Here is a 20,942-nt window from a genome sequence, read left to right as displayed (position 1 = left end):
GGTACGGGGGCACAGTAGGGAAGTACGGCACAGTAGGGAGGTGCGGCACAGAGCGGGGGAGTACCGCCTCAGCATGAGTACCACGCCAGTATGAGGAAGAGCGCAGAGCGAACAGCGGCAGGGTAGGTAGGTAGAGATAGTTGAGCGGCGCGGTAGAATAGGGCTCATGGCACGTAAGAATCATCCCGGCAGGCGAGCATCCGGCACCACCAGTGATAAGTGGCACCGTCAAGCACCCGCAGGGCGTGATATCAGCAGGATCCTCGATCCTGCACCCCGACTGGAACGTGACCGATACGGTGACTGGCTGGTGCAATACATTCCCGCCGTCAACGCCCAAAAAACCTACACCTGCCCCGAATGCTACCGCCCGATTCCGCCCAGAACAGCGCACCTGGTGGTGTGGCAAGAAAGCCACACGATGGGCCGTAGCCGCGCCATCGACGAGCGCAGGCACTGGCATCAGCACTGCTGGCGCACCCGCCGCAAATAGGCTGAACAGTGCACTTGAGGCGCAGCCCAAGACCATATTCTCGAATCCATTTCTTGAAGGAACGCAATGAGCAACACCGCCGATATCACCCGCGAGCAGGAATTCGATCCCGCCCGCTACGTCTTCAGCACCGCCGCTGAGCCCACCCCCATTAAGGCACGTACTGTGCTTCCGGCACGCCGTGAGAACTTTACCGTCACCACTGCGGACGGCAAGCGCCTCGTCGGTGAACTCGCCCTGCCCGAAGGCGAAGTCAAGGCAACCCTGGTGACCTTCCACCCGCTACCCACCCACGGCGGCTACATGGACTCGCACGTGTACAAGAAGGCGTCCTTCCGCCTGCCGGCGCTGTCGAACATTGCGGTGCTGCGTTTCAACACTCGCGGCACCTCCTCGATTCGCGGCACCAGCGAAGGCGTCTTTGACGGCGGCTTTGCCGAGAAGAAGGACTTCGACGCAATCCTGAAGTTCGTACGCGAGCGCGCCCTGCCGAACCCCTGGCTGGTCGGCTGGTCCTTCGGCACCGAGCTGGTGCTCAAGTACGCGCCCGAATACGCGGACGAGTTCACCGGCGCTATTCTGCTCTCTCCGCCGCTGCACCGTGTGCACCCGGCTGAGCTGGACGAGTGGAACAAGATCGCGAACCCGCTGTACGCGCTGGTGCCCGAGCACGACGACTACCTGCAGCCTCCGGCGGCGTGTGAGCGTTTCGCGGCTGTACCGCGCACTCGGGTGATTCCCTTTGAGGGGTGCAAGCACCTGTGGGTGGGCGAGAAGTCCGTGCAGCAGGTCCTCAACACCGTGGTCAGCATCGTCACCGGTGCACCCACCGAACTGCCCACCGAATACAGCGGCCCGGTGGCAGAAGAAATCACTGAGCTCTAAAAGTTCGGCATAAAAACACGGCATAAAGCATGAAGGCGGCGGCTTTGGATAGAACATCCAAAGCCGCCGCCTTCGTATCTATACGCGATGCGTGCCCCGCGGGAAGAGTAGCGAGCGCGTAGAGAAACCTAGAGCTGTTTACAGCTGGAGGTGACTACAGTTGGGCGGTGACTATAACTGGTCTTGGCGAGGAATGAACACCTCACGCACCAGAATCAGCATGGAAGCTGCCACCGGAATAGCAATCAGCGCACCCAGCACGCCCCAGAGCGCGCCACCGGCAGCCACCGAAATAATCGCAACACCGGCAGGAACCGAGACAGCGCGAGCCATAATACGCGGAGAAATCAGGTACGCCTCCACCTGCAAGTACAGGAAGTACGCCACCGAAAACCACAGCGCCAGACTCCAGTCCTGAGTCAGCAGAATCAGCGAGGTCAAAATCAGCGCAATCACGCCACCAACCAGCGGAATGAACGCCAGAATCATAACGACCAAAGCCATCAACTGCGGGAAGCTAAAGCCCAAGAACAACATTATGAAGAATGCGAAGAGGGCGTTCAGAATGGCTACCATCGCCTGGCCCATCACGTAGTTACCCACCGACTCAGTAATCTTGTCGGTAATGTACTTGACACGCACACGCTTAGACGCCGGCGCCAAACGCACACCCCACGCCTTAATCGTGTCCATCGACGTGAGGAAGTACAGGGACAGGAACAGCACAATAATCACGCCGGTCACGCTCTGCGCCAGGGTAGAACCCGCAGAAACCAGGCTCGACATGAAGCTATTGACCTGCGAAGAGGAGAACGTCGACTCCAAGAACTTCGGGACGTTCTCATTCACCCAGGTGCTGATGCTAAAACGCTGATCAAGCTCGTGGTACCAATCAGAATCAATCGTGTTCTGATAAATACCCGGCGCGTACTGAACAAACTTAGACGCCTGCTCGCTAATGACCGGGCCAATCGTCATCACCAGACCGGTCACAGCGCCAGCAAAACCAGCAAGCACAGCAATCACGCCGATACCGCGCTTAATGCCCCAAGACTCCAGGCGGCGCACAATCGGGTCCAGACCCAGAGCAATGAAAATAGCGCCGGTCACCCAACCCACCAGGGCACCTACATTATTGAAAATGTAGTAGGCGAAGAGCGCCAGACCCACGCCCACGGTCATGAGGAAACCAAAAGCGACCGGGTTATGCATCATCGAGGTCTTGCCGTTGCCGACCACCTTCGGTGCGGGAGGCGCATCCTCAGAAGCGGCGGGGACCACCGGAATGGTATCCGTAGGAGGCATGGACGCGCGGCGGCGCTTGGAACGCACCTGGCTAATGCTTTCGGTTATCTCGCTGAAGGTCTCCGTTAACTGATCGGTGAGGGATTCCTTCTTGCGTGTCTCGGAGGACGAGGTCGTCTCTGCGGGAGCTTCTGAGGCTTTCTTCTCGCTCATGCTCTTCCTTTCCGAATCATTCCGGGTATTTTTTCTCTACTGTGCCATTCTACCGGCTGGTTTACTTTGTTACGGCGTCCACGGTGAATCCCAAGGACAGGGGAGTGCATGTGGGAGAGATATTTGCGGGACGGATCGGGCAATAGCCCAAACGCTATCCCCGGCATGAGCTCAGAGCGTAGGCGACAGAGAACGGGCGCTCGCAACGGTGCGTTGTGGGGATAATAGAGGAAGGAACGCGTGAAGGATTTAGCCCGCACGCAACAATAGGTACAGAACGTAAAGGAGCCCAGGATGAGCATTATTTTTGATCCGGCAGACCGCGGCGCATCCCAGAACGCGGCACAGGGTAACGTCGCGCAGGGTGGTGTAGCGCAGAACGGGGTAGCGCCGGAGATTCCCGCCTCCGTACGTAACGCCATGGAACTGAACCCCAACGCGGCACAGAACGCAGCGGCACAGTCTGCTGGCGAGCAGGGTGGCGAGCAGACCCCTTCCGCTCCCACCTGGCGCTACGAGGTCAACACCCCCGAAGAGTTCCAGAAGTTCGTGCAGCTCTCCAGCCAGGGTGCCGTGATTTTTGCGCTCTACGCGCCGCACTCGCCCTCCTCCCTGCAGATGCTCGAAGGCGTGCAGAAGCTCGTTGACTCCGCCGCAGGTAGCATGATTTGCGCCGCCGTGGACGTCACCAAGCTCCCCGAAGCTGCCCAGGCATTCGGCGTGAGCGGCGTGCCCGCGGGTGTTGCTGTTCTGGCGGGCCGCCCGGCACCGATTTACACCGGCCCGGTCAGCGCAGAAGACCTCGGCGATGTGCTCTCCCAGGTTCTGCAGCTCGCGGCACAGTACCAGCTGCCCGGCGGCTTTGACCCGGTCGTTCCTGACGACGAAAAGCCCCTGCCGCCCCTGCATGCCGAAGCCGTCGCCGCCCTTGACCGCGGCGACCTGGAGGGCGCCCGCGCCGCATACCGCAAGGCAATCACCGAGAACCCCGGCGATAAGGAAGCGAAGCTCGGCCTGGAACAGGTTGAACTGCTCGCCCGCGTGAAGGACCTGGACATGGCAACCGAACGTGCGGCCGCCGCGGCAGACCCCATGAACATTGACGCCGCGTTCAACGTAGCCGACCTGGACCTGGTCGGTGGTCACGTGGAGGACGCATACAACCGTCTGCTGCGCCTGTTCAGCGCGGTAGGTCCCGACGATAAGGCGCGTGTGCGCGAGCGCCTCGTGCAGCTCTTCGACGTGGTGGGTGCATCTGACCCGCGCACCGTCAAGGCGCGTGCGGCGCTGACCATGGCGCTGTTCTAAAAATAGCTGTCACCCGGGAAACGTCATGAGCCGGTCTAGCTAGCTCTGGCTAATCTAGGCGGCTGAAACGTTGAATACGGACGGGCTATCGTCTACCCCTGCACTCGGGCTGCGGGGTAGGCGGTAGCCCGTTCTGTTTTTGCAGTTTTTGGCGGTTTTGAGGGTGGGGAGAGTTTATCGACTCAACCTGTCTGATAGTGCGGCTGGATGGTATCTATAGCACTCCGGAATGTCCATAATATGCGTTGTGAGTACTTAATAATGCAGGTTTCATCACCAAACCTGCTAGACCTCATGGGGGGGTGGTAGGGTGAAAATATGAACACTAGTCACTTTCCCCAGGACCCGAACCCGCAAGAACCAGGTTCGCCGCAGAACCCGGTACTAGAGACCGCAGTAGAGGAAGCACCCGCCGCGGCAGTACCTCAAGCTATAGTCCCCGAATCTGTAGCCCCGGAAGCTGTAAACCCTGAGCCTGCAGCTCCAGAAGCTGTAGTTCCCGCATCGGTAGCACCGCAGCTACCCGTCACCCCGCAGACCGCACCGACCGCTGGCGCCCGCCCCGCCATCGAAATCCGCGGCCTCACCAAGGCATTCGGTCAGAAGGTCGCCGTCGACCGCATCAACCTGGATATCCCCTCCGGATCCTTCTACGGACTGGTCGGCCGCAACGGTGCCGGTAAAACCACCACCATCTCCATGGTCACCGGCATGCTCAAGCCCAACGAAGGCACCGCCTACGTGCGCGGCATCGACATGTGGGCCGACCCGCTCAAAGCCAAGGCACACCTGGGTGTACTGCCCGACGGCGTGCACCTCTTCGACAAGCTCACCGGCGAGCAGCTCATCACCTACTCCGGCTACCTGCACAGAATCGATAAGGAAACCGTCGCCTCCCGCGTTAAGGATCTGCTCGCGGCCATGGACCTGACCGACGCTGCGGGCCGCGCCGTCGCCGACTACTCTGCCGGTATGACCAAGAAGATTGCGCTCGCCGCCGCGCTTGTCCACGCACCCTCCGTGCTGATTCTGGATGAGCCCTTCGAGGCGGTCGATCCGGTTTCTGCCGCCAATATTCAGGACATTCTGCGCGGCTTCGTCGCATCCGGCGGAACTGTCATTATCTCCTCGCACGTGATGGACCTTGTGCAGCGCCTGTGCGACCACGTAGCCGTCATGGACTCCGGCCGTATTCTCGCCGCCGGAACCGTCGACGAAGTACGCGCCGGCGTGAGCCTTGAAGAACGATTTGTGCAGCTGGTCGGTGGCCGCACCTCCTCGGAAGGATTGTCATGGTTGGGCACCTCGTCTCACTAAAGTGGCAGTATGTGCTCGCTTCCTTCCGCCGAAGCATCTGGGCGCTCATCGGCCTGATTTTTGCGGCGCTTTATGCGGGCGGTATGCTCTTCGGCCTCGGCTCCGCATACGTTATCGCTAACTCGGAGGTACCCGAATACGGTCAGCTCGGAACCCTCCTGGTAGGCGCGGTTATTGCGCTCGCCTGGGCTATCGTCCCTATCTTCTTCAGCGGACTGGACGGCACCCTGGACGAGAGCCGATTCGTGCTCTTCCCCATCAAACCCTCCACCCTGCAGAAGGGCCAGTTCCTCGGCGGGTTCGTGGGTATCCCCGGCATTGCCAGCATCATTGCCGTGCTGCTGGGCGCGATCGCGTTTATATCGCAGCCGCTCGCGCTGGTCGTGTACCTCATCTGCTGCGTGCTCGGCCTTGCGAACCTCATGGTGTGGGCGCGCCTCGCTAACCGCCTGGGCATGGCGCTGAACGATAACCCGCGCATCGCCAATACCCTGATGATCGTTGCCATGCTACTGATGATGAGCGCCGGCTTTATCTTCGGTGGAACGATAACCTACCTGACCAAGCACTGGGAAGAGGTGCTGCCCTACCTGCCGTGGCTCAGCGTGACCCCCTTCGGCTCCGCGTTTGCGGTGCCCTACTTTATGGCGAGCGGCAATATGGGCGCCGCCCTTGGCTGCCTGGCTCTGACCCTCGTCTACCTGGTCGGCGGTTGGTGGCTGTGGGGTAAGAACCTGGCACGCTCCATGGCGAATGTGGGCGGTAGCGCCCACCACGCCAGCGCTGCCGAAGTCGCTGCAGGCGATTTGGGCCTGTTTGCACGGTTCCCCGCAACCCCGCGTGGCGCCGTGGCAGCACGAACCCTGCACTCATTCATGAAAGACAACCGTCTGCAGTTGCTAACCGTAAGCACCGCCATGCTTTACCTGATACTGACGGTGGGCATGCCGCTGTTCCTGAGCTCTGTAGGGTCCGTTAAAACTCATGTTGATTTTAATGGCATCAACGCGGCTGAAGCCAACCAGATTATCAATAGCGGCGTCATGCAGCTCTTCGGATTCTGGATGTACTTCTGCACCGTTTTCACCGGCTACTACATGTGCTACCTCGTCTCCTACGACAACACCGCATTCAGCCTGCATGTGCTCTCCCCGCTACGCGGTATTGACGACCGTATCGGCCGTCTTTGGGGTTACAGCATCCTGATGGTTCCGATCGTAGTGGTGATGGTGTTCGTCGCCTCAGCGGCAAATGGGCACCTGGAGCTTTTCCCCATTGTGCTGATGCACCAGCTGGGCGTGCTCGCCGCAGCGGCTGGCATGGGCAGCGTGATGGACACCTTCATTAGTCCGCCCGTGGCGCCTCCCGGGGCTAACCCGTTCAAGAACCCGAAGAACAATGAGGGCTTCGCTAAGCAGCTACTGCTGATGCTCACCATTATTTTGGTGATGCTCAGCGCACTACCCGGCGGTATCTCGGTTGTTGTGTACATTTTCGTGACCCAAGATCTACTAACCCTCGTCTTCGGTGGCTTGATTCAGCTCCTGATTGGTGCCGCACTGCTCGTGGGTGGCGTGGCGTGGGGCGGTCACCGCTACGACAAGGTCAGCTCCAAGATGCTGGAACGCGTGGCACGTTTCCAAGCGAACTAACAAGAGTCGAAGCTCCAGCACATCAGGAATAAACGAGAGGGGTTCCGTGTTAGGTACTAAGTCTGGCGCGGAACCCCTTTTCTGTGCCGCCCGAACTTCTAACGGAAAGAGGCGCAGGGGAGTGCCCGAAAGGCACCGGAGTCTATGGTTGAGCTGTGGCCTGCCTCCATATTGACCGCCCGTAGGCTCAGCACCTCCCAACTGCTACTAAAATAGAGAAGGCGCCAATCACCCAACCGTGCAGCGGCGCCCTTCACCCTATGTATCCCACCTCATCATCAAGGAGAAACATGAGCTCGATCGAAGGCATCGAAGACCCCTTTGGCCCCGGAACCGCAGGTGGCACCGCCCTGCTCGAACGCGAAGAAACCCAGCTTTCTGAACCCGGCGACCACGAGCGCTTCTCCCACTATGTACGCAAGGAAAAGATCCTCGAATCGGCGCTGACCGGTGAACCTGTACGTGCCCTCTGCGGCAAAATGTGGGTACCCGGCCGCGACCCGCAGAAGTTCCCCGTCTGCCCCCAGTGCAAGGAAATCTACGAAGGCCTGGCACCGGGCAACGACGGTGACAACGGCTCCGGCGAATAATACGCGTCAGACGACACGCTTCAGACAACACAACCGGGGCGATACAACCTGGGCGATACGCCTGAATAAATACGAATAAATAACACGCCGCAGTAGCAAGACTCAACGGCCCAACACCGCTCATGAGACTTTGCTGACGAGCACCAAATTCTTGCACCACAGCCCGGCCCAACCCGCGGATGTGGTGCTAGAATTTAACCTCGCTGTGCCCGGACCGCCAGAGCATCAGGAACACTAGAGCGCCACCTCCTAACGGGGGAGAGGCACCTGCCCTGAGTCGGCAGAGGGTACCAGCAGAGGCAGACGAGGAAGAAGGAGAGAATGAGCGCACCCGCAGAGGAACCCACCCTATTCGACAGTATGGTGAAGCCGAAGCTCTCCCCGGCATACCCCGACCGCGCCCCCTGGGGTACTTCCGTCAGCCTGCGCGCCTGGCAGGCAGAAGCCATGCAGAAGTACTTCGAAACCAACCCCCGCGACTTCATGGCAGTCGCAACCCCCGGCGCGGGTAAAACCACGTTTGCGCTGACCCTCGCCAAGGAACTATTTAACCGCGGCACGGTCCGCCAGCTCATCGTTGTGGCGCCCACCGACCACCTGAAAAAGCAGTGGGCAGACGCCGCCGCGAAGGTCGGTATTCCTATTGATCCGAACTTCAAGAACGCGGATGTGACCATCAGCCGCCACTACAAGGGCGTGGCGCTGACCTACGCGCAGGTGGCGAATAAGCCGCAGCTGCACGCCCGCAACACCGAGGAAACGAAGACCCTCGTAATTTTTGACGAGATTCACCACGCCGGTGATTCGCTGTCCTGGGGCGACGGCCTGCGTGAAGCGTTCGACGACGCGACCCGCCGCGTGGCGCTGACCGGTACCCCGTTCCGTTCGGACACCTCCCCGATTCCGTTCGTCACCTACGAGGTCGACAATGACGGTATCCGCCGCTCCAAAGCGGACTACTCCTACGGTTACGGCCCCGCGCTGAAGGACCACGTGGTGCGCCCGGTCATCTTCATGGCGTACTCGGGCCAGATGCGTTGGCGCACCTCCGCTGGTGAGGAAATGGCGGCAAACCTCGGCGAAGGCTTCACCAAGGACATCACCTCCCAGGCATGGCGCACCGCCCTCGACCCCAACGGAGAATGGATTCCGACCGTGCTCGCGGCGGCCGATAAGCGCCTGACTGAGGTGCGCCGCACCGTGCCCGACGCCGGTGCGCTCGTCATCGCAACCGACCACGCGGACGCCAAAGCCTACGCCGAACAGATTCAGAAAATCACCGGCGAATACCCCGCCGTAATCCTCTCTGACGACCGTGAAGCCTCCGCAAAAATCGACGAATTCCGTGAAGGCATGCAGCGCTGGATGGTCGCCGTGCGCATGGTATCCGAAGGTGTGGACGTGCCCCGCCTCGCCGTGGGTGTGTACGCCACCAGCACCAGCACTCCGCTATTCTTCGCCCAGGCTATCGGTCGTTTCGTGCGTGCCCGCAAGCGCGGCGAAACCGCCTCCGTGTTCCTGCCGTCGGTGCCGCAGCTGATGATGCTCGCCAACGACATGGAAGTAGAACGTGACCACGCCCTCGACCGCGGCGCACCCCAGGAAATCGACCCCATGGTTGAGGGGCTGGATGACCACCTGCTCGAAGAAGCAAACCGCGAGGAGCGCGCCTCCGAGCAGCTGGCACGCGGCAAGTTCGAGGCGCTCGGCTCCGAGGCGTCCTTCCACGGTGTGCTGTTCGACGGCGCCGAGTTCGCCTCCGGCAACCTTGCCGTGGGTAGCGAGGAGGAGCAGGACTTCCTGGGTATTCCTGGCCTGCTGGATGCCGAACAGGTCGGTACGCTGCTGCGAGCGCATCAGCGTGAGCATGCGGCACGCCGCCCGGCGACTGCGGCGCCTTCGGTGGTGGATCACCGCCAGTTGAAGGAGCTACGCAATAAGTTGGCGAAGAATGTGGCGGCGTGGTCGATTCGTTCGGGTCAGCCGCACGGCGTGATTCATAATGAGCTGCGTAAGATTTGTGGCGGCCCGGCGGTCGCGCAGGCTTCTGCTGAGCAGATTCAGGCGCGTATCGATAAGCTGTCGGACTGGTTCGTGGGTCGACGCTAGAACATGAATAGAACGTAGAGAGAAGCCTCGCGGGTGCGCATGCGCTCGCGGGGCTTCTTGCGTATGTAGGGTACCTGTAGTTCTTTGAGTGATTTTTACCTGAAGGTTCTCTCAGGTGCTTAAAAACACATACGCGGAGAAAATGAGTTGGTTAGATAGTGGGAATAGGTGGTTCTTAAAAAACTTAATGTTGGTTTTTGTTCCCTAATTTGAGAAAAACATCGTCTGAAGGTTGTTTATGGAAGATGTATCAGAGGGATTTAGGGGAGAAGTGTGTGCGAATAAAAGTTCAAGTACTGGTTGAATACTGCATGTCAAAGTGGGTTTATGGAAGATTGTGTGCGTTTTTCGCTTGAAATTTTAATACGGGGGGGGGGTATGCTTTCTCCAAGTGTTGGGTTTCCCTGTGCTTTTGAAGCTGACCTATGTGTTTTTGATCTTCTGGGCGTGCAGGGGCTGACGCTTGTATAGAAACATCATGCATTCACTCTCTTCTGCACGCTATCTTCACTTTTGTGTGTGCGTTCTGCCCTGCGTGGATTTATCGGCCGCGTTCTTGGTGAGAGTGAGTGCCCAAGATATCACTCTCGAAGGACATACATGTCTACTAACATTTCTCGCCGCAAGGTTGTTGCTGGCGCAGCATGGGCTGCTCCGGTTGTCGCAGCTTCCGCTGCGGTTCCCGCTTTTGCATCCTCCACTGAGTGCAAGCCCGAAGGCTCTGCAGCTTACAGTATCTCTGGTACCGCTGCAGGTGCTAAGACCGTCCAGAAGTTCAAGGTTCCCGCCAAGGTCGATAAGATTAGCTTCACGATTATCGGCGGTGCTGGTGGCACCGTGCTCAGCGATGCTGCTCAGGGTGGCTCTGGTGCTAAGCTGACCGGTACTATCGAGGTCAAGGAAGGTCAGGTTGTTGAAATTGTTGCTGCTGCCGGTGGTGTTGGCAAGCTTGTCAACGGCCGTCCTTCTGAGCCCGTCACCGGCGGTGAAGGTTACGGTAACGGTGGTAGCACCCCCGCGTTCACCATTCCCTCCGATGTTATCGCTGAGGTGAACAACCGCTGGGAAAAGGACTCTATGATTAAGCGTCCTGCCATGTACGGTTCTTCCGGTGGTGGTTCCTCCGCTCTGGTCGTCGATGGCACCGTGGTTGCTGTCGCTGGTGGCGGCGGCGGTGCGGGTATTACTGTGGCCGGTGGCTCTAACAACGTTGCACAGAATGATCCCAAGGATGGTGCATACTACAACCCTAAGGCTATCGATGCCGGTTGGCGCCCCCGTAACATTCCTATTTCCGCACGTGTAGTTGGTGGTGGTGGCTCTGCAACCGCCGCTGCAGGTTCTGACGGTATCGAAGGTATCGATTACTACACTGAGCCGAAGGATCCCACTACCGGAGCATCTCGAATCTCTATCGGTAGCGCTGCTGGTAAGGGCGGTGCAAACGGTACCGGCGGCGCCGGTGCTGCAAAGCCCGGTCTGCCCACCGGCAACCGCTTCGACACCATTGGTTTCTCGAGTCAGAACAACCAGGTACTGTTCAGCTCCTCTGCGGCAGGTAAGCAGGGTGGTAGCGGCTTCAACGGTAACGGTGCAGACGGTACTTCTGCATACTCCTACCAGCTGGACAACAATGACAAGAACACTCCGGAAACCGTGTACCCCGGTGGCGGTACTACCGGTACTCCTCGCTACATGACCTACCCTGACGTTGGCTTCAACTTCAACGGTCACCAGGCGATTGTTTCCTCCGGTGGTGGCGCAGGCTACGGTGGCGGTGGCTCCGGTGCTGCACGTGCACTCTCCGCGATTCTGGTCAACCAGAAGTGGAACGGTAACACTGCTCCCAATGGTCTGCGTCAGAACATTAGCTATGGTATCCAGGCTGGTGCCGGTGGTGCAGGTGGCTCTTACCTGGCTTCCAATGTCATTGATGGTGCTATTGAGTCTTCGGGCAACGGTGCAACCGGTGCCGGCGTTCGTAACCCCGGTTCCGTGGAGATTACCTTCTGCAAGCGCTCCTAATAGTGTGCGTATCCGAGTCCCCCTCTTGGGTTGCTCGGTGGGTTAGATACTAGCCCCTCCGGTTCTCCCGCTCCTGAAATTTTCCTCAGGAACGGGAGAACTGACCCCTAAGTTTTAGTCCCCCAGAGGTGCATCCGCGCATATCTGGCAAGAGGGCTGTGTGCTTCTCTGGCGAGTGGTCTCTTGGTGTATTTTGGCCACTCACGGAGAACGCCATTGAGTGATGTCTCGTTGAGTCTCAACGGTGAAACCAATGGCTTTGAGGAAAAGGTTGGTAGTAATGCGCCAACCTGAAGGCCCGCAGGCACTTTGATGCCTGCGGGCCTTCGCTACACCCAAAACATGTTCACCACAGCCTTGGGTTGTCAGAACAGATAACCCCAGAAGGTATACACCTACGAAAAGGCGGGGAGCCTGGGATGTACTATCCCAGGCTCCCCGCCTCTGTATATTCAGCGTCTCTGTATCTTTAGTACCCGCCTGAAATGGCGAGTTACCTACAGTGATAGTGGAGGTTAGAGAACCTCAACCACCTCGACGCCCTCATCTTCAAGCTCGGCAACTACGTCGTCGAGCTTGTCCTCGTGCACGGGCGCGGTCAGGTCAAGCAGCACGCGAGTCTCGTAGCCTGCATCGACCGCATCGCGAGCGGTTGCCGACACGCAATAATCGGTGGCGATACCGACAATATCGACGAATTCGATACCGCGCTCATCCAGCCACTCCGACAGGGGAGTCTGCGGGCCGTCCTCAGACGCATCCGCACCAGGCTCGTGCTCGCCGGTTGCGACCTCATCCTCAGGGGCGAGAAGACCCTCAAAACCCGAGTACGCTGCCTCGAAGCGGCCCTTGCGGAAGTACGCCTCAATGTAGTCGGTGTCCAGGTTCTCGTGAATCTGCGAGCCTTCGCTCTTGGCGACGCAGTGCACCGGCCAGGAGTCAACGTAGTCGGGGGTGTCAGAGAAGTGCGAGCCCGGATCGATATGCCAGTCCTGGGTGGCGACAATCGCGTCGTAGCGGTGGTGGTTGTTCTCCACGTATTCGCTAATCAGCGCGGCAACGTCCGCACCGCGCTCGGTGGCGAGGGCGCCGCCGGCGCAGAAATCGTTCTGCACGTCAACAATAATCAGTGCCTTAGACATGTCTGTCCTTTACAAGTAGGAATGAGTTTTCACTCTGATTCGCCAGGTGAAAACAGTATCTCAGAAGGGTGGTTTAGATGAATTCGGTCGGAATGATCGGCTCACCCTCCGAGAGGCGGCGGGCAGCTTCGGGAAGCTCAGCCAGGGAGGCTGCGTGGCGGGCGGTCGCGCGGCGCACGCCTTCCTCACCGGTGAAGCCGGGGAGCAGCTCGCCGTTGCGGACGAAGTCCACCATGAGCGGGCGGGTGTCCTCGAGCAGGTTCGGGTCCTCGTGGGTGCCCAGAACCTCGGCGGTCGCAATGCCCATGCCGTTGAGGCGGCGGGCCGCACGCTTGGCGCCACCGATGGACGCCTTGCCAGCCGATGCCTTAGCGACCGGCTGCATTTCACCGGCAGAGTTTTCACGCTCAACGACCTTGTACACCATGGAGGAGGTCGGCGCACCGGAGCCGGTGACCAGCTTGGTGCCCACGCCGTAGGAGTCCACGGGTGCTGCCGCCAGGGATGCGATGGCGTACTCGTCCAGGTCGCTGGTGACGGTGATCTTGGTGTGGGTGTTGCCGAGCGAGTCGAGCAGTTCACGCACACGTGCCGCGGTGGCGACCAGGTCGCCGGAGTCCAGGCGCACGCCGCCAAGCTCTTCGCCCGCGAGTTCCACGCCGAGGCGGACCGCCTCGTCCACGTTGTAGGTGTCGACGAGCAGGGTGGTGCGGGCGCCGAGGGAACGCAGCTGCGCCTCGAACGCTTCACGTTCGCTGTCGTGCAGCAGGGTGAACGCGTGGGCGCTGGTGCCGATGGTGTGCAGGCCGTAGCGCAGGCCAGCCTCCAGGTTGGAGGTGCCCGCGAAGCCGGCAATCACGGCGGCGCGTGCGGCGGAGACGGCGGCGCGTTCGTGGGCGCGGCGCGAACCCATTTCGAGGCAGGGGCGGTTGCCAGCGGCTGCGCTCATGCGGGAGGCGGCGCTCGCCACGGCGGAGTCAAAGTTCAGGATGGACAGCAGGTAGGTTTCGAGGACGCATGCTTCGGCGAAGGTGCCTTCGACCTGCATGACGGGGGAGTGGGGGAAGAACGCTTCGCCTTCTGCATAGCCGCGGATGTTGCCGCTGAAGGTGAAGGATTCGAGGTAGGAGAGGGTTTCTTTGTTGACGATGTTGCGGGAGGAGAGGAAGGAGAGTTCTTCGTCGTTGAAGCGGAAGTTAGCGAGGCCTTCGAGGAATCGGCCGGTGCCTGCGAGGACGCCGTAGCGGCGGCCTGCGGGCAGGCGGCGGGTGAAGACTTCGAAGGTGCACTTACGGTTGGCTGCGCCGGAGGCGAGTGCCGCCTGGAGCATGGTCAGTTCGTAGTGGTCGGTGAGAAGGGAAGTAGTAGCCATGTGTTTATTGTAGTGGGGGATTAGGGTATTTTTCCTCTTGAGTCGGCGTGTCAATCACTACATAAAGTATTCTTGACTCTAAGTACTGTAGTATGACAAATTACCAGCACTCTGTGCGGGAGCAGTACAGGACGAACACCGCAGTAGCGCAGGACGAACACAGGGGCCACACAGGGGCAACACATACCCGCCCGTATAATCAAAGGGAACCGGCCGCAAAGGAAACCAATGAACACTACCGCCGTGACCCTCTCCACCGGAACCCTCGAGGACACCGACCTCGACACCGCCTTGGAGAACATCCTCGCCGCAGACATCCCCTGGAACGTCATCGTCTGGAACGACCCCGTCAACCTCATGACCTACGTGTCCTACGTTTTCCGTAGCCACTTTGGCTACTCCCGTGCCCGCGCCGAAGAACTCATGCTGCAGGTGCACAACAACGGCAAGGCAATCGTCTTCACCGGCTCCCGCGAAGACGCCGAAAAACACACCCAGGCAATGCACGCCTGGGGCCTGCTGGCAACCTTCGAGAAAGTAGAAAACTAATGGCGCGACCCTTCCGCCGCACCCCCGGAGGCTACACCGCCTCCTTCGAACCCGCCGAACGTGACCTGATTCGCGAACTCGCCGAAGACGTGCGCGCGCTACTGCGCCCGGCAGATACCACCGCCGACGGCGGCACCGTCGACCCGTTGGAGGCGCTGGTCGGCATCACCGAAAACCCCACTATCCCCGCCGACAGTGCCGTAGCACGCCTGCTACCCGCCGCAAGCAGTGACGACGAGGCCGCCACCGAATACCGCCGCTATACCGAACGCGACCTGCGCGAAACTAAACGCGCGAACCTCGCAATGCTCGCCTTCGACATTGAGTCCAGCGACCTGCGCCTGAACGAAGAACACGCCCGCGCTTGGGCTGCTGCGCTCGGCGATATCCGCTTGGTGCTCGCCGACCGCCTCTACATCGTGGACGAAGACACCGCAGAAGATATTGCGGCGTTCACCGACCCTTCCGAGATCGAGACCCAAGAAGAGTACATGGCTGTGGTGTACAACTTTGTCTCCTGGGTTCAGGACTCTCTCATGCTCGCCATGCTCGACGGGCTGGACGACGAAGAAACGACCGGCGGAGTATTTGGCGGGACAAATGGCGGGGCAAACGAGCAAGAATAGAACGAATTTTTCAAATTCCCCCTCAAACTATCGTCATATACAACCACATAATGGTGGTTCTCGACTCATCTAACCGCTCAACGGACTAAAAGGGTAACCTTAGCGAGTTAGCATAGAACGTGGTACCCGACCGATAACGAAGTGTAGGTGACACATGAGTGACAGCATCGACGCAACAAATCCCTACCGTGCCCGCACCCCCTGGGGTAGCCCCGCGCCCGTAGGCCCCACCGCCGCGGCACCCATCGGCGTCTTCGACTCCGGCGTTGGCGGACTCACCGTGGCACGCGCCATCATGGACCAGCTGCCTCACGAACGCATCATCTACGTCGGCGACACCGCCCACGGCCCCTACGGCCCCCTCAAAATCGCAGAAGTACGCGCCAATGCCCTGCGCATCATGGACGAACTCGTCGACTCCGGCGTGAAAATGCTCGTCATCGCCTGCAACACCGCCTCCGCAGCGGTGCTCCGCGACGCCCGCGAACGCTACACCCGCCAGTACGGCATCCCCGTCATCGAGGTGATTCAGCCCGCCGCCCGCCGTGCGCTCGCCGCAACCCGTAACCGCAAGATCGGCGTGATTGCGACGGAGGCGACCGTCACCTCCCGCGCCTACGAGGACACTTTTGCGATTACCCCGAACCTTGAGGTGCACTCGGTGGCGTGCCCGCGCTTCGTGGAGTTCGTGGAGAAGGGCATTACCTCCGGTCCCGAGCTGCTGGAGACCGCCCGCGAGTACCTGCAGCCGCTCAAGGACGCTGGCGTGGACACCCTCGTGCTCGGCTGTACCCACTATCCGCTGCTGGCCGGCGTGATTTCCTACATTATGGGTGAGGACGTTACCCTGGTTTCCTCCGCGGATGAGACCGCGAAGGACGTGTACCGCGAACTGCTCAACCACGCCATTGAAAGCCCGGTCCCCGAGGAAAACCCGCACCACGAATTCCTCGCCACCGGCGAAACTGAGACGTTCTCGCAGCTGGCACGCCGCTTCCTCGGCCCCGAGGTCACCAACGTGCGCCACACCAGCTCCGTGGCGGAACGCTACCCGACCGGCTCGCTGGCGGCACTCACCCCCGAAATGCTTGCGGCACACCGCAACATCACCCTCGACGAATCGGCAGATCCTGCAGAGGCAGCACACACTGTCGCGGGCACCGAATTTTCTGGCACCACCCCTAAGGACGACACCTCATGCGTCTAACCGTTATCGGTTGCACGGGCTCCTTTCCCGGCCCCGTCTCACCGGCTAGTTGCTACATGCTCACCGCCACGGACTTCGCGGGTCGAACCTGGCGCATCATCATGGACATGGGCAACGGCTCCCTCGGCATGCTCCAGCGTCATATTGACCTGAGTGATATCGACGCGATTCTGATTTCGCACCTGCACCCCGACCACTGCATCGACCTGTCCGGTCTGCACGTGGCGGTCAAGTGGGATCCGCGCGGCTGGCCCAAGGGCCGCATTCCGCTGTACGGTCCCGCCGCGATTAACGAGTATCTTTCGGCGACTCACGGCCTGGACCCGGAGCCGGGCATGAGCACCGAGTTCGAGTACCACACCTGGACTGAGGGCGAGCCTGTGCAGATTGGTCCCTTCCGCGTGGAGCCGTTCCGTGTGGTTCACCCCTCGAAGGACCCGTACGCCCTGCGTATCACCTGCAACGACCGCGAGGGCCACACCGTGTTCTCGTACTCGGGCGATACCGACCTGTGCGAGGGCTTGGTTAAGGCTGCTCGCGGCGCTGATCTGTTCCTCTGCGAGGCAGCATACCAGGAGGGCCGCGATGACGCCCTGCGCGGTATTCACCTGACAGGTAAGCGTGCCGGCGAGGCTGCCACGGAGGCGGGCGTGCGTAACCTGTTGCTGACCCACCTGCCCGTGTGGAACGACCCGGACATCGCCCGCGCGGAGGCGCGCAGTGCTTTCTCCGGCCCGGTCGGCATTGCCGAAATGGCGGCAAGCTACCGCATCTACCCGCGCCCGACGGAGGCTCACCCGGTCACGTCCACCTTGAACGTGGTGGAGGTGCTTGACCCGCCGCTGAACACCGCGATTGCGCTGCCCAAGCCAGAGCTAGATTAGGCTAAACCCGAGCTAGGCTAGGCTAAAACAAACTGGACTAGTGCAAACTGCGCTCAGTCCCGCCCACTTTTTCGACAAAGATTCAACAGACAGACACAGATCCCGCAGACAGATTCAAGGAGAACCCATGACTGCAACCCGCGAAGACGGCCGCGCCCTCAACGAACTGCGCCCCATCACCATTACCCGCGGCTGGTCCCGCAACGCTGAGGGTTCCGCCCTCATCGAGTTCGGCAACACCCGCGTGCTGTGCACCGCATCCTTCACCGAGGGCGTGCCGCGCTGGCTCAAGGGCGAAGGTAAGGGCTGGGTGACCGCCGAGTACGCGATGCTGCCGCGCGCCACCAACACCCGTTCTTCGCGCGAGTCGCTGAAGGGCCGCGTGGGCGGCCGCACCCACGAGATTTCTCGCCTGATTGGTCGCTCCCTGCGTGCGGTCATCAACATGGACGAGCTGGGCGAGAACACCATCGTGCTCGACTGTGACGTTCTGCAGGCTGACGGCGGCACCCGCACCGCCTCCATCACCGGCGCGTACGTGGCGCTGGCTGATGCTATTTCTTGGGCGAAAGAGCAGAAGATTCTGCCCTCTAAGGCGAACCCGCTGATCGATTCAGTGTCCGCAATTTCGGTGGGCATTATTGACGGCACCCCCATGCTGGACCTGCCCTACACCGAAGACGTTCGCGCCGAGACCGACATGAACGTGGTCGTCACCGGCAGCGGCAAGTTCGTTGAGGTTCAGGGCACCGCCGAGGGCGCGCCTTTCGACCGCGACGAGCTCAACAGCCTGCTCGACCTGGCGCTGGAAGGCACCGCAGAGCTGGCTCAGATTCAGCGTGAAGCACTGGCACACTAACCCGTCCCAGTAACTAGTTCCGTCGACAAGGAGAAACTATGGCAGACGCAAAGATTGTTCTGGCAAGCCACAATAAGGGCAAGCTCAAGGAACTGCGCGAAATTCTGCGCGGACGCATTGACGGCCTGGACGTTGATACCCAGGTGGTTGACGCCTCCAGCGTGAACGCCCCCGATGTTCCCGAGACCGGCGTGACCTTCGCTGAGAACTCCCTGCTGAAGGCGCGCGCTGTTGCCGAGGCAACCGGCCTGGTCGCTATTGCTGATGATTCCGGCCTGTCGGTGGATGTGCTCAACGGCGCCCCCGGTATTTTCTCGGCGCGCTGGGCGGGTCGCCACGGTGACGATTCCGCGAACCTGAACCTGCTGCTGGCTCAGCTGAGCGATATTTCTGCCGAGCACCGCGGCGCGAAATTCTGCTGCGCGGCCTCGGTTGCCTCCCCGAACGGTTTTGATGCGGTCGAGTACGGCGAGCTGCCCGGTGAGCTGCTGACCGCACCGGCGGGGGAGGGCGGCTTCGGTTACGACCCGATTCTGCGCCCCGTGGAGCTGAACGGTGAGAACGCCCTGTACGAGGGTCAGTACGCTGGCAAGTCTTGCGCTGAGATTCCCGCCGAGATTAAGAACTCGATTAGCCACCGTGCGCGTGCTTTTGAGGCACTGATTCCTCAGATTGCTGCTGCGCTGGCGTCCTAGAACCGTCGCTGAGGCGCCAGAGCATACTCGCTGTGCCGGTCTGATGGGTGAAAACGCGGGGTTGGGTGCGATTTTTTCGTGCATCCCCCTAAAATCCCCCACAGGGATACCAATTAAAGGCACAATAGTGTGAGAAGCTTTACCTCAAGGTTAGTGACACCAAAGAAACTCGTCTGCTGAAGGTACCTTCGGCAGGCGAGTTTTGCTATTGAAGAGCCTTTCAGCGGGGCATCTGCCCGACGCTTGCTGTCACCGACCACGGTAGAAAAACCTGCAGCGAAAGAGACACACCGATGCTCATCCTTCTTCTGCTGATGGCACTCGCCCTTGCCGCCGGATGCTGGGCGTACTCCTACGTGTGGCGCGGCCTGAACCGCCGCGTCATTGCCGCCGTGAAGGTGGTCGATCCGATGATTACGCTCGGCCCGTACGTCATGGCGGCGTGGGTGGCGTTCATGGCTCTAATCGCCACGAATATCTGGGCAACCGGAACCCTGCACACTGTGCTGACGATTATTTTCTGCGTGGTTGCCGCAGGGTGCCTCGGCTGGGCTGGATTCTGGCTGCTCATGCACTGCCTGGGCGGGCAGACCCCGGGCAAACGCCCGATGTGGTGGCGCGAGGCGGTTGCCGCGAAGTTCGCCTGGCGTAACCTCTCGCGCATGCCCGCCTACCTGGGTGCTCGCACCAGCATCCTGCCGGTGGAGAACCCGCACCTGACCAAGCCGTATTCGGGGTCGTGGACTCGCCCGCTCGGTGCGACCATGCCCGGGTACAGCTCCAACGGCGAGTTTATTGAGGGCTTTGACGAGTTCGGTCGCAAGATGCCGCGCATCTACCCTGTAGGCCCTGAACCGACCATTTTTGAGATGGCGCGCTGGGGTAAGTCGGTGAGCTCCGATCAGCTGCTGACGACCTTCCTGCCGACCGCTCCGTTTGAGCGTCTGCGTCTGCCCGGCACTATGACGGGCCCCTTCACCTTTGCGGGGGAGGTGCCGCACGGTGCGGTGACGAAGTGGCCTCGCCGCAGCGGCGCAAACCGCGCCTTCGGCTCCTACGCTCGTCTGGGTGAAATTACCGAACGTAAGGTGGAGCTGCTGGTCGACCACCGCATCATTGCGGCGCTGCAGACCACCCGCGAAAGCTACGAACGCCGACACAGCTGGATGCTCGCCTTCACCGACATCGCCGACGGCGACTTCACGATGGATGCCGACGAGAACGGCAACCTGCGCATCACCTTCGGCATGATTACCGAAGGCTACGAGACCCCGTGGGTCTTCACCAGCACCCTGAAAGACAGCACCCACCTGCGCCGCAAGGTACGCCACGCCATGAGGGAACGCCGCGTGCTCAAGCAGAGCAGCGGCGAGCTGATGGACTGGTACTTTGTGCCGAAGCTCAGCGAGTTCCCGCATGGCCCGGTCACGAATGAGCTTCCCGAAGAGTTCTACTTCAAGTCCAATATCATGGTCACGAACCGTCACGAGAGCTCCTCGCGAGCCTCGGGTGATGCGCACTAGGGTGATGCGCGCTAGGGGAGTGCCTCAGCTGTGAGGTGCTCAGACTGGATACCTCAAAAGCCCACCCTAAAAATTCAGATACCCATGCACCGGCTGCTACTCCATAGGGGAGTGGCAGCTGGTGCTTTTCTGCTGTTGCATCCTCTCGGCAGAGCCGAATGACGGTACAGACAGAAGCGGGCAACAAGCCACGATAGAATAGAAACTTAGAGCACCATGAGCGCAAGCCGGGGCGTTTCTTTCTCCCC

General features: G+C 60.5%; 18 protein-coding genes. 15 read left to right on the top strand and 3 right to left on the bottom strand.

All coding sequences use genetic code 11. From position 1 onward, the window contains the following. Nucleotides 1-166: 166 nt before the first annotated feature. Nucleotides 167-493, top strand: a complete 327-nt coding sequence (locus HMPREF2845_RS09135; protein ID WP_080562540.1) for an ATP/GTP-binding protein — start codon at nt 167-169, stop codon at nt 491-493. 66 nt (nt 494-559) lie between these two features. Next, on the top strand, nt 560-1,378 hold the full coding sequence (locus tag HMPREF2845_RS08065; RefSeq protein ID WP_070634421.1) for an alpha/beta hydrolase: 819 nt from the start codon (nt 560-562) through the stop codon (nt 1,376-1,378). A gap of 171 nt (nt 1,379-1,549) precedes the next feature. Here the strand turns inward: HMPREF2845_RS08065 and HMPREF2845_RS08060 are convergent, their stop codons facing one another. Continuing rightward, entirely contained in the window at nt 1,550-2,836 is a 1,287-nt protein-coding gene (locus HMPREF2845_RS08060; protein ID WP_070634420.1) for an AI-2E family transporter, read from the bottom strand. Nucleotides 2,837-3,130: 294 nt separating this feature from the next. Here HMPREF2845_RS08060 and HMPREF2845_RS08055 point away from each other — a divergent pair, with 294 nt between their 5' ends. From HMPREF2845_RS08055 to HMPREF2845_RS08030, 6 genes are all read left to right on the top strand, one after another. After that, nucleotides 3,131-4,144 carry a tetratricopeptide repeat protein gene (locus tag HMPREF2845_RS08055; RefSeq protein ID WP_070634419.1) on the top strand — a complete coding sequence of 338 codons (1,014 nt, stop codon included), beginning with the start codon at nt 3,131-3,133 and terminating at the stop codon, nt 4,142-4,144. Between the two features lie 318 nt (nt 4,145-4,462). Continuing rightward, on the top strand, nt 4,463-5,461 hold the full coding sequence (locus HMPREF2845_RS08050) for an ABC transporter ATP-binding protein (RefSeq protein WP_070634418.1): 999 nt from the start codon (nt 4,463-4,465) through the stop codon (nt 5,459-5,461). Next, on the top strand, nt 5,437-7,113 hold the full coding sequence (locus HMPREF2845_RS08045) for a transporter (RefSeq protein WP_070634417.1): 1,677 nt from the start codon (nt 5,437-5,439) through the stop codon (nt 7,111-7,113). The genes HMPREF2845_RS08050 and HMPREF2845_RS08045 overlap by 25 nt, the downstream gene beginning before the upstream one ends. Nucleotides 7,114-7,403: 290 nt before the next feature. Next, entirely contained in the window at nt 7,404-7,703 is a 300-nt protein-coding gene (locus tag HMPREF2845_RS08040) for a DUF3039 domain-containing protein (protein WP_005506434.1), read from the top strand. A 321-nt stretch (nt 7,704-8,024) separates the two neighbouring features. Continuing rightward, on the top strand, nt 8,025-9,812 hold the full coding sequence (locus HMPREF2845_RS08035; protein WP_005507820.1) for a DEAD/DEAH box helicase: 1,788 nt from the start codon (nt 8,025-8,027) through the stop codon (nt 9,810-9,812). A 600-nt stretch (nt 9,813-10,412) separates the two neighbouring features. Beyond that, the gene (locus HMPREF2845_RS08030) at nt 10,413-11,837 is read left to right on the top strand and encodes a hypothetical protein (RefSeq protein ID WP_070634416.1); all 1,425 of its coding nucleotides are present in this window, start codon (nt 10,413-10,415) and stop codon (nt 11,835-11,837) included. 515 nt (nt 11,838-12,352) lie between these two features. Here the strand turns inward: HMPREF2845_RS08030 and HMPREF2845_RS08025 are convergent. Together HMPREF2845_RS08025 and HMPREF2845_RS08020 are read right to left on the bottom strand one after the other, a co-directional pair. Further along, on the bottom strand, nt 12,353-12,979 hold the full coding sequence (locus HMPREF2845_RS08025; RefSeq protein WP_070634415.1) for an isochorismatase family protein: 627 nt from the start codon (nt 12,977-12,979) through the stop codon (nt 12,353-12,355). 73 nt (nt 12,980-13,052) lie between these two features. Next, nucleotides 13,053-14,351, bottom strand: a complete 1,299-nt coding sequence (locus HMPREF2845_RS08020; protein ID WP_070634414.1) for a nicotinate phosphoribosyltransferase — start codon at nt 14,349-14,351, stop codon at nt 13,053-13,055. A 228-nt stretch (nt 14,352-14,579) separates the two neighbouring features. Here HMPREF2845_RS08020 and clpS point away from each other — a divergent pair, with 228 nt between their 5' ends. The 7 genes from clpS (at nt 14,580) to HMPREF2845_RS07985 (ending at nt 20,694) form a co-directional block, all read left to right on the top strand. After that, the gene (gene clpS / locus HMPREF2845_RS08015) at nt 14,580-14,900 is read left to right on the top strand and encodes an ATP-dependent Clp protease adapter ClpS (RefSeq protein WP_070593485.1); all 321 of its coding nucleotides are present in this window, start codon (nt 14,580-14,582) and stop codon (nt 14,898-14,900) included. Beyond that, entirely contained in the window at nt 14,900-15,526 is a 627-nt protein-coding gene (locus HMPREF2845_RS08010; protein WP_070634413.1) for a DUF2017 domain-containing protein, read from the top strand. The genes clpS and HMPREF2845_RS08010 overlap by 1 nt, the downstream gene beginning before the upstream one ends. Nucleotides 15,527-15,680: 154 nt before the next feature. After that, nucleotides 15,681-16,733, top strand: coding sequence for a glutamate racemase (gene murI / locus HMPREF2845_RS08005; RefSeq protein ID WP_012903739.1), 1,053 nt, complete (start codon nt 15,681-15,683; stop codon nt 16,731-16,733). Then, nucleotides 16,724-17,617 carry an MBL fold metallo-hydrolase gene (locus tag HMPREF2845_RS08000; protein ID WP_012903738.1) on the top strand — a complete coding sequence of 298 codons (894 nt, stop codon included), beginning with the start codon at nt 16,724-16,726 and terminating at the stop codon, nt 17,615-17,617. The genes murI and HMPREF2845_RS08000 overlap by 10 nt, the downstream gene beginning before the upstream one ends. A gap of 127 nt (nt 17,618-17,744) precedes the next feature. Beyond that, on the top strand, nt 17,745-18,476 hold the full coding sequence (gene rph, locus HMPREF2845_RS07995) for a ribonuclease PH (RefSeq protein ID WP_049340627.1): 732 nt from the start codon (nt 17,745-17,747) through the stop codon (nt 18,474-18,476). Nucleotides 18,477-18,514: 38 nt separating this feature from the next. Next, nucleotides 18,515-19,171, top strand: coding sequence for a non-canonical purine NTP pyrophosphatase (locus HMPREF2845_RS07990; RefSeq protein WP_070506615.1), 657 nt, complete (start codon nt 18,515-18,517; stop codon nt 19,169-19,171). 293 nt (nt 19,172-19,464) lie between these two features. Then, a complete protein-coding gene (locus HMPREF2845_RS07985) occupies nt 19,465-20,694 on the top strand; it encodes an RDD family protein (protein WP_070634412.1) in 1,230 nt (409 codons plus the stop codon). Nucleotides 20,695-20,942: the final 248 nt, after the last annotated feature.

The organism is Rothia sp. HMSC065B04 (assembly GCF_001812285.1).
GTDB classification, from domain to species: Bacteria; Actinomycetota; Actinomycetes; order Actinomycetales; family Micrococcaceae; genus Rothia; species Rothia mucilaginosa.
The sequence above is the reverse complement of the archived record's forward strand: the minus strand, read 5'-3'. Positions and strand labels throughout refer to the sequence as shown.

Excerpts from the sequence above, each read along its gene's own strand:
- HMPREF2845_RS08055 (WP_070634419.1), top strand. The coding sequence starts at position 3,131 with ATGAGCATTATTTTTGATCCGGCAGACCGCGGCGCATCCCAGAACGCG.
- HMPREF2845_RS08060 (WP_070634420.1), bottom strand. The coding sequence starts at position 2,836 with ATGAGCGAGAAGAAAGCCTCAGAAGCTCCCGCAGAGACGACCTCGTCC.
- clpS (WP_070593485.1), top strand. The coding sequence starts at position 14,580 with ATGAACACTACCGCCGTGACCCTCTCCACCGGAACCCTCGAGGACACC.
- HMPREF2845_RS08010 (WP_070634413.1), top strand. The coding sequence starts at position 14,900 with ATGGCGCGACCCTTCCGCCGCACCCCCGGAGGCTACACCGCCTCCTTC.
- HMPREF2845_RS09135 (WP_080562540.1), top strand. The coding sequence starts at position 167 with ATGGCACGTAAGAATCATCCCGGCAGGCGAGCATCCGGCACCACCAGT.
- HMPREF2845_RS07990 (WP_070506615.1), top strand. The coding sequence starts at position 18,515 with ATGGCAGACGCAAAGATTGTTCTGGCAAGCCACAATAAGGGCAAGCTC.
- rph (WP_049340627.1), top strand. The coding sequence starts at position 17,745 with ATGACTGCAACCCGCGAAGACGGCCGCGCCCTCAACGAACTGCGCCCC.
- HMPREF2845_RS08030 (WP_070634416.1), top strand. The coding sequence starts at position 10,413 with ATGTCTACTAACATTTCTCGCCGCAAGGTTGTTGCTGGCGCAGCATGG.
- HMPREF2845_RS08065 (WP_070634421.1), top strand. The coding sequence starts at position 560 with ATGAGCAACACCGCCGATATCACCCGCGAGCAGGAATTCGATCCCGCC.
- HMPREF2845_RS08050 (WP_070634418.1), top strand. The coding sequence starts at position 4,463 with ATGAACACTAGTCACTTTCCCCAGGACCCGAACCCGCAAGAACCAGGT.
- HMPREF2845_RS08035 (WP_005507820.1), top strand. The coding sequence starts at position 8,025 with ATGAGCGCACCCGCAGAGGAACCCACCCTATTCGACAGTATGGTGAAG.
- HMPREF2845_RS08000 (WP_012903738.1), top strand. The coding sequence starts at position 16,724 with ATGCGTCTAACCGTTATCGGTTGCACGGGCTCCTTTCCCGGCCCCGTC.
- HMPREF2845_RS07985 (WP_070634412.1), top strand. The coding sequence starts at position 19,465 with ATGCTCATCCTTCTTCTGCTGATGGCACTCGCCCTTGCCGCCGGATGC.
- murI (WP_012903739.1), top strand. The coding sequence starts at position 15,681 with ATGAGTGACAGCATCGACGCAACAAATCCCTACCGTGCCCGCACCCCC.
- HMPREF2845_RS08045 (WP_070634417.1), top strand. The coding sequence starts at position 5,437 with ATGGTTGGGCACCTCGTCTCACTAAAGTGGCAGTATGTGCTCGCTTCC.
- HMPREF2845_RS08020 (WP_070634414.1), bottom strand. The coding sequence starts at position 14,351 with ATGGCTACTACTTCCCTTCTCACCGACCACTACGAACTGACCATGCTC.
- HMPREF2845_RS08025 (WP_070634415.1), bottom strand. The coding sequence starts at position 12,979 with ATGTCTAAGGCACTGATTATTGTTGACGTGCAGAACGATTTCTGCGCC.
- HMPREF2845_RS08040 (WP_005506434.1), top strand. The coding sequence starts at position 7,404 with ATGAGCTCGATCGAAGGCATCGAAGACCCCTTTGGCCCCGGAACCGCA.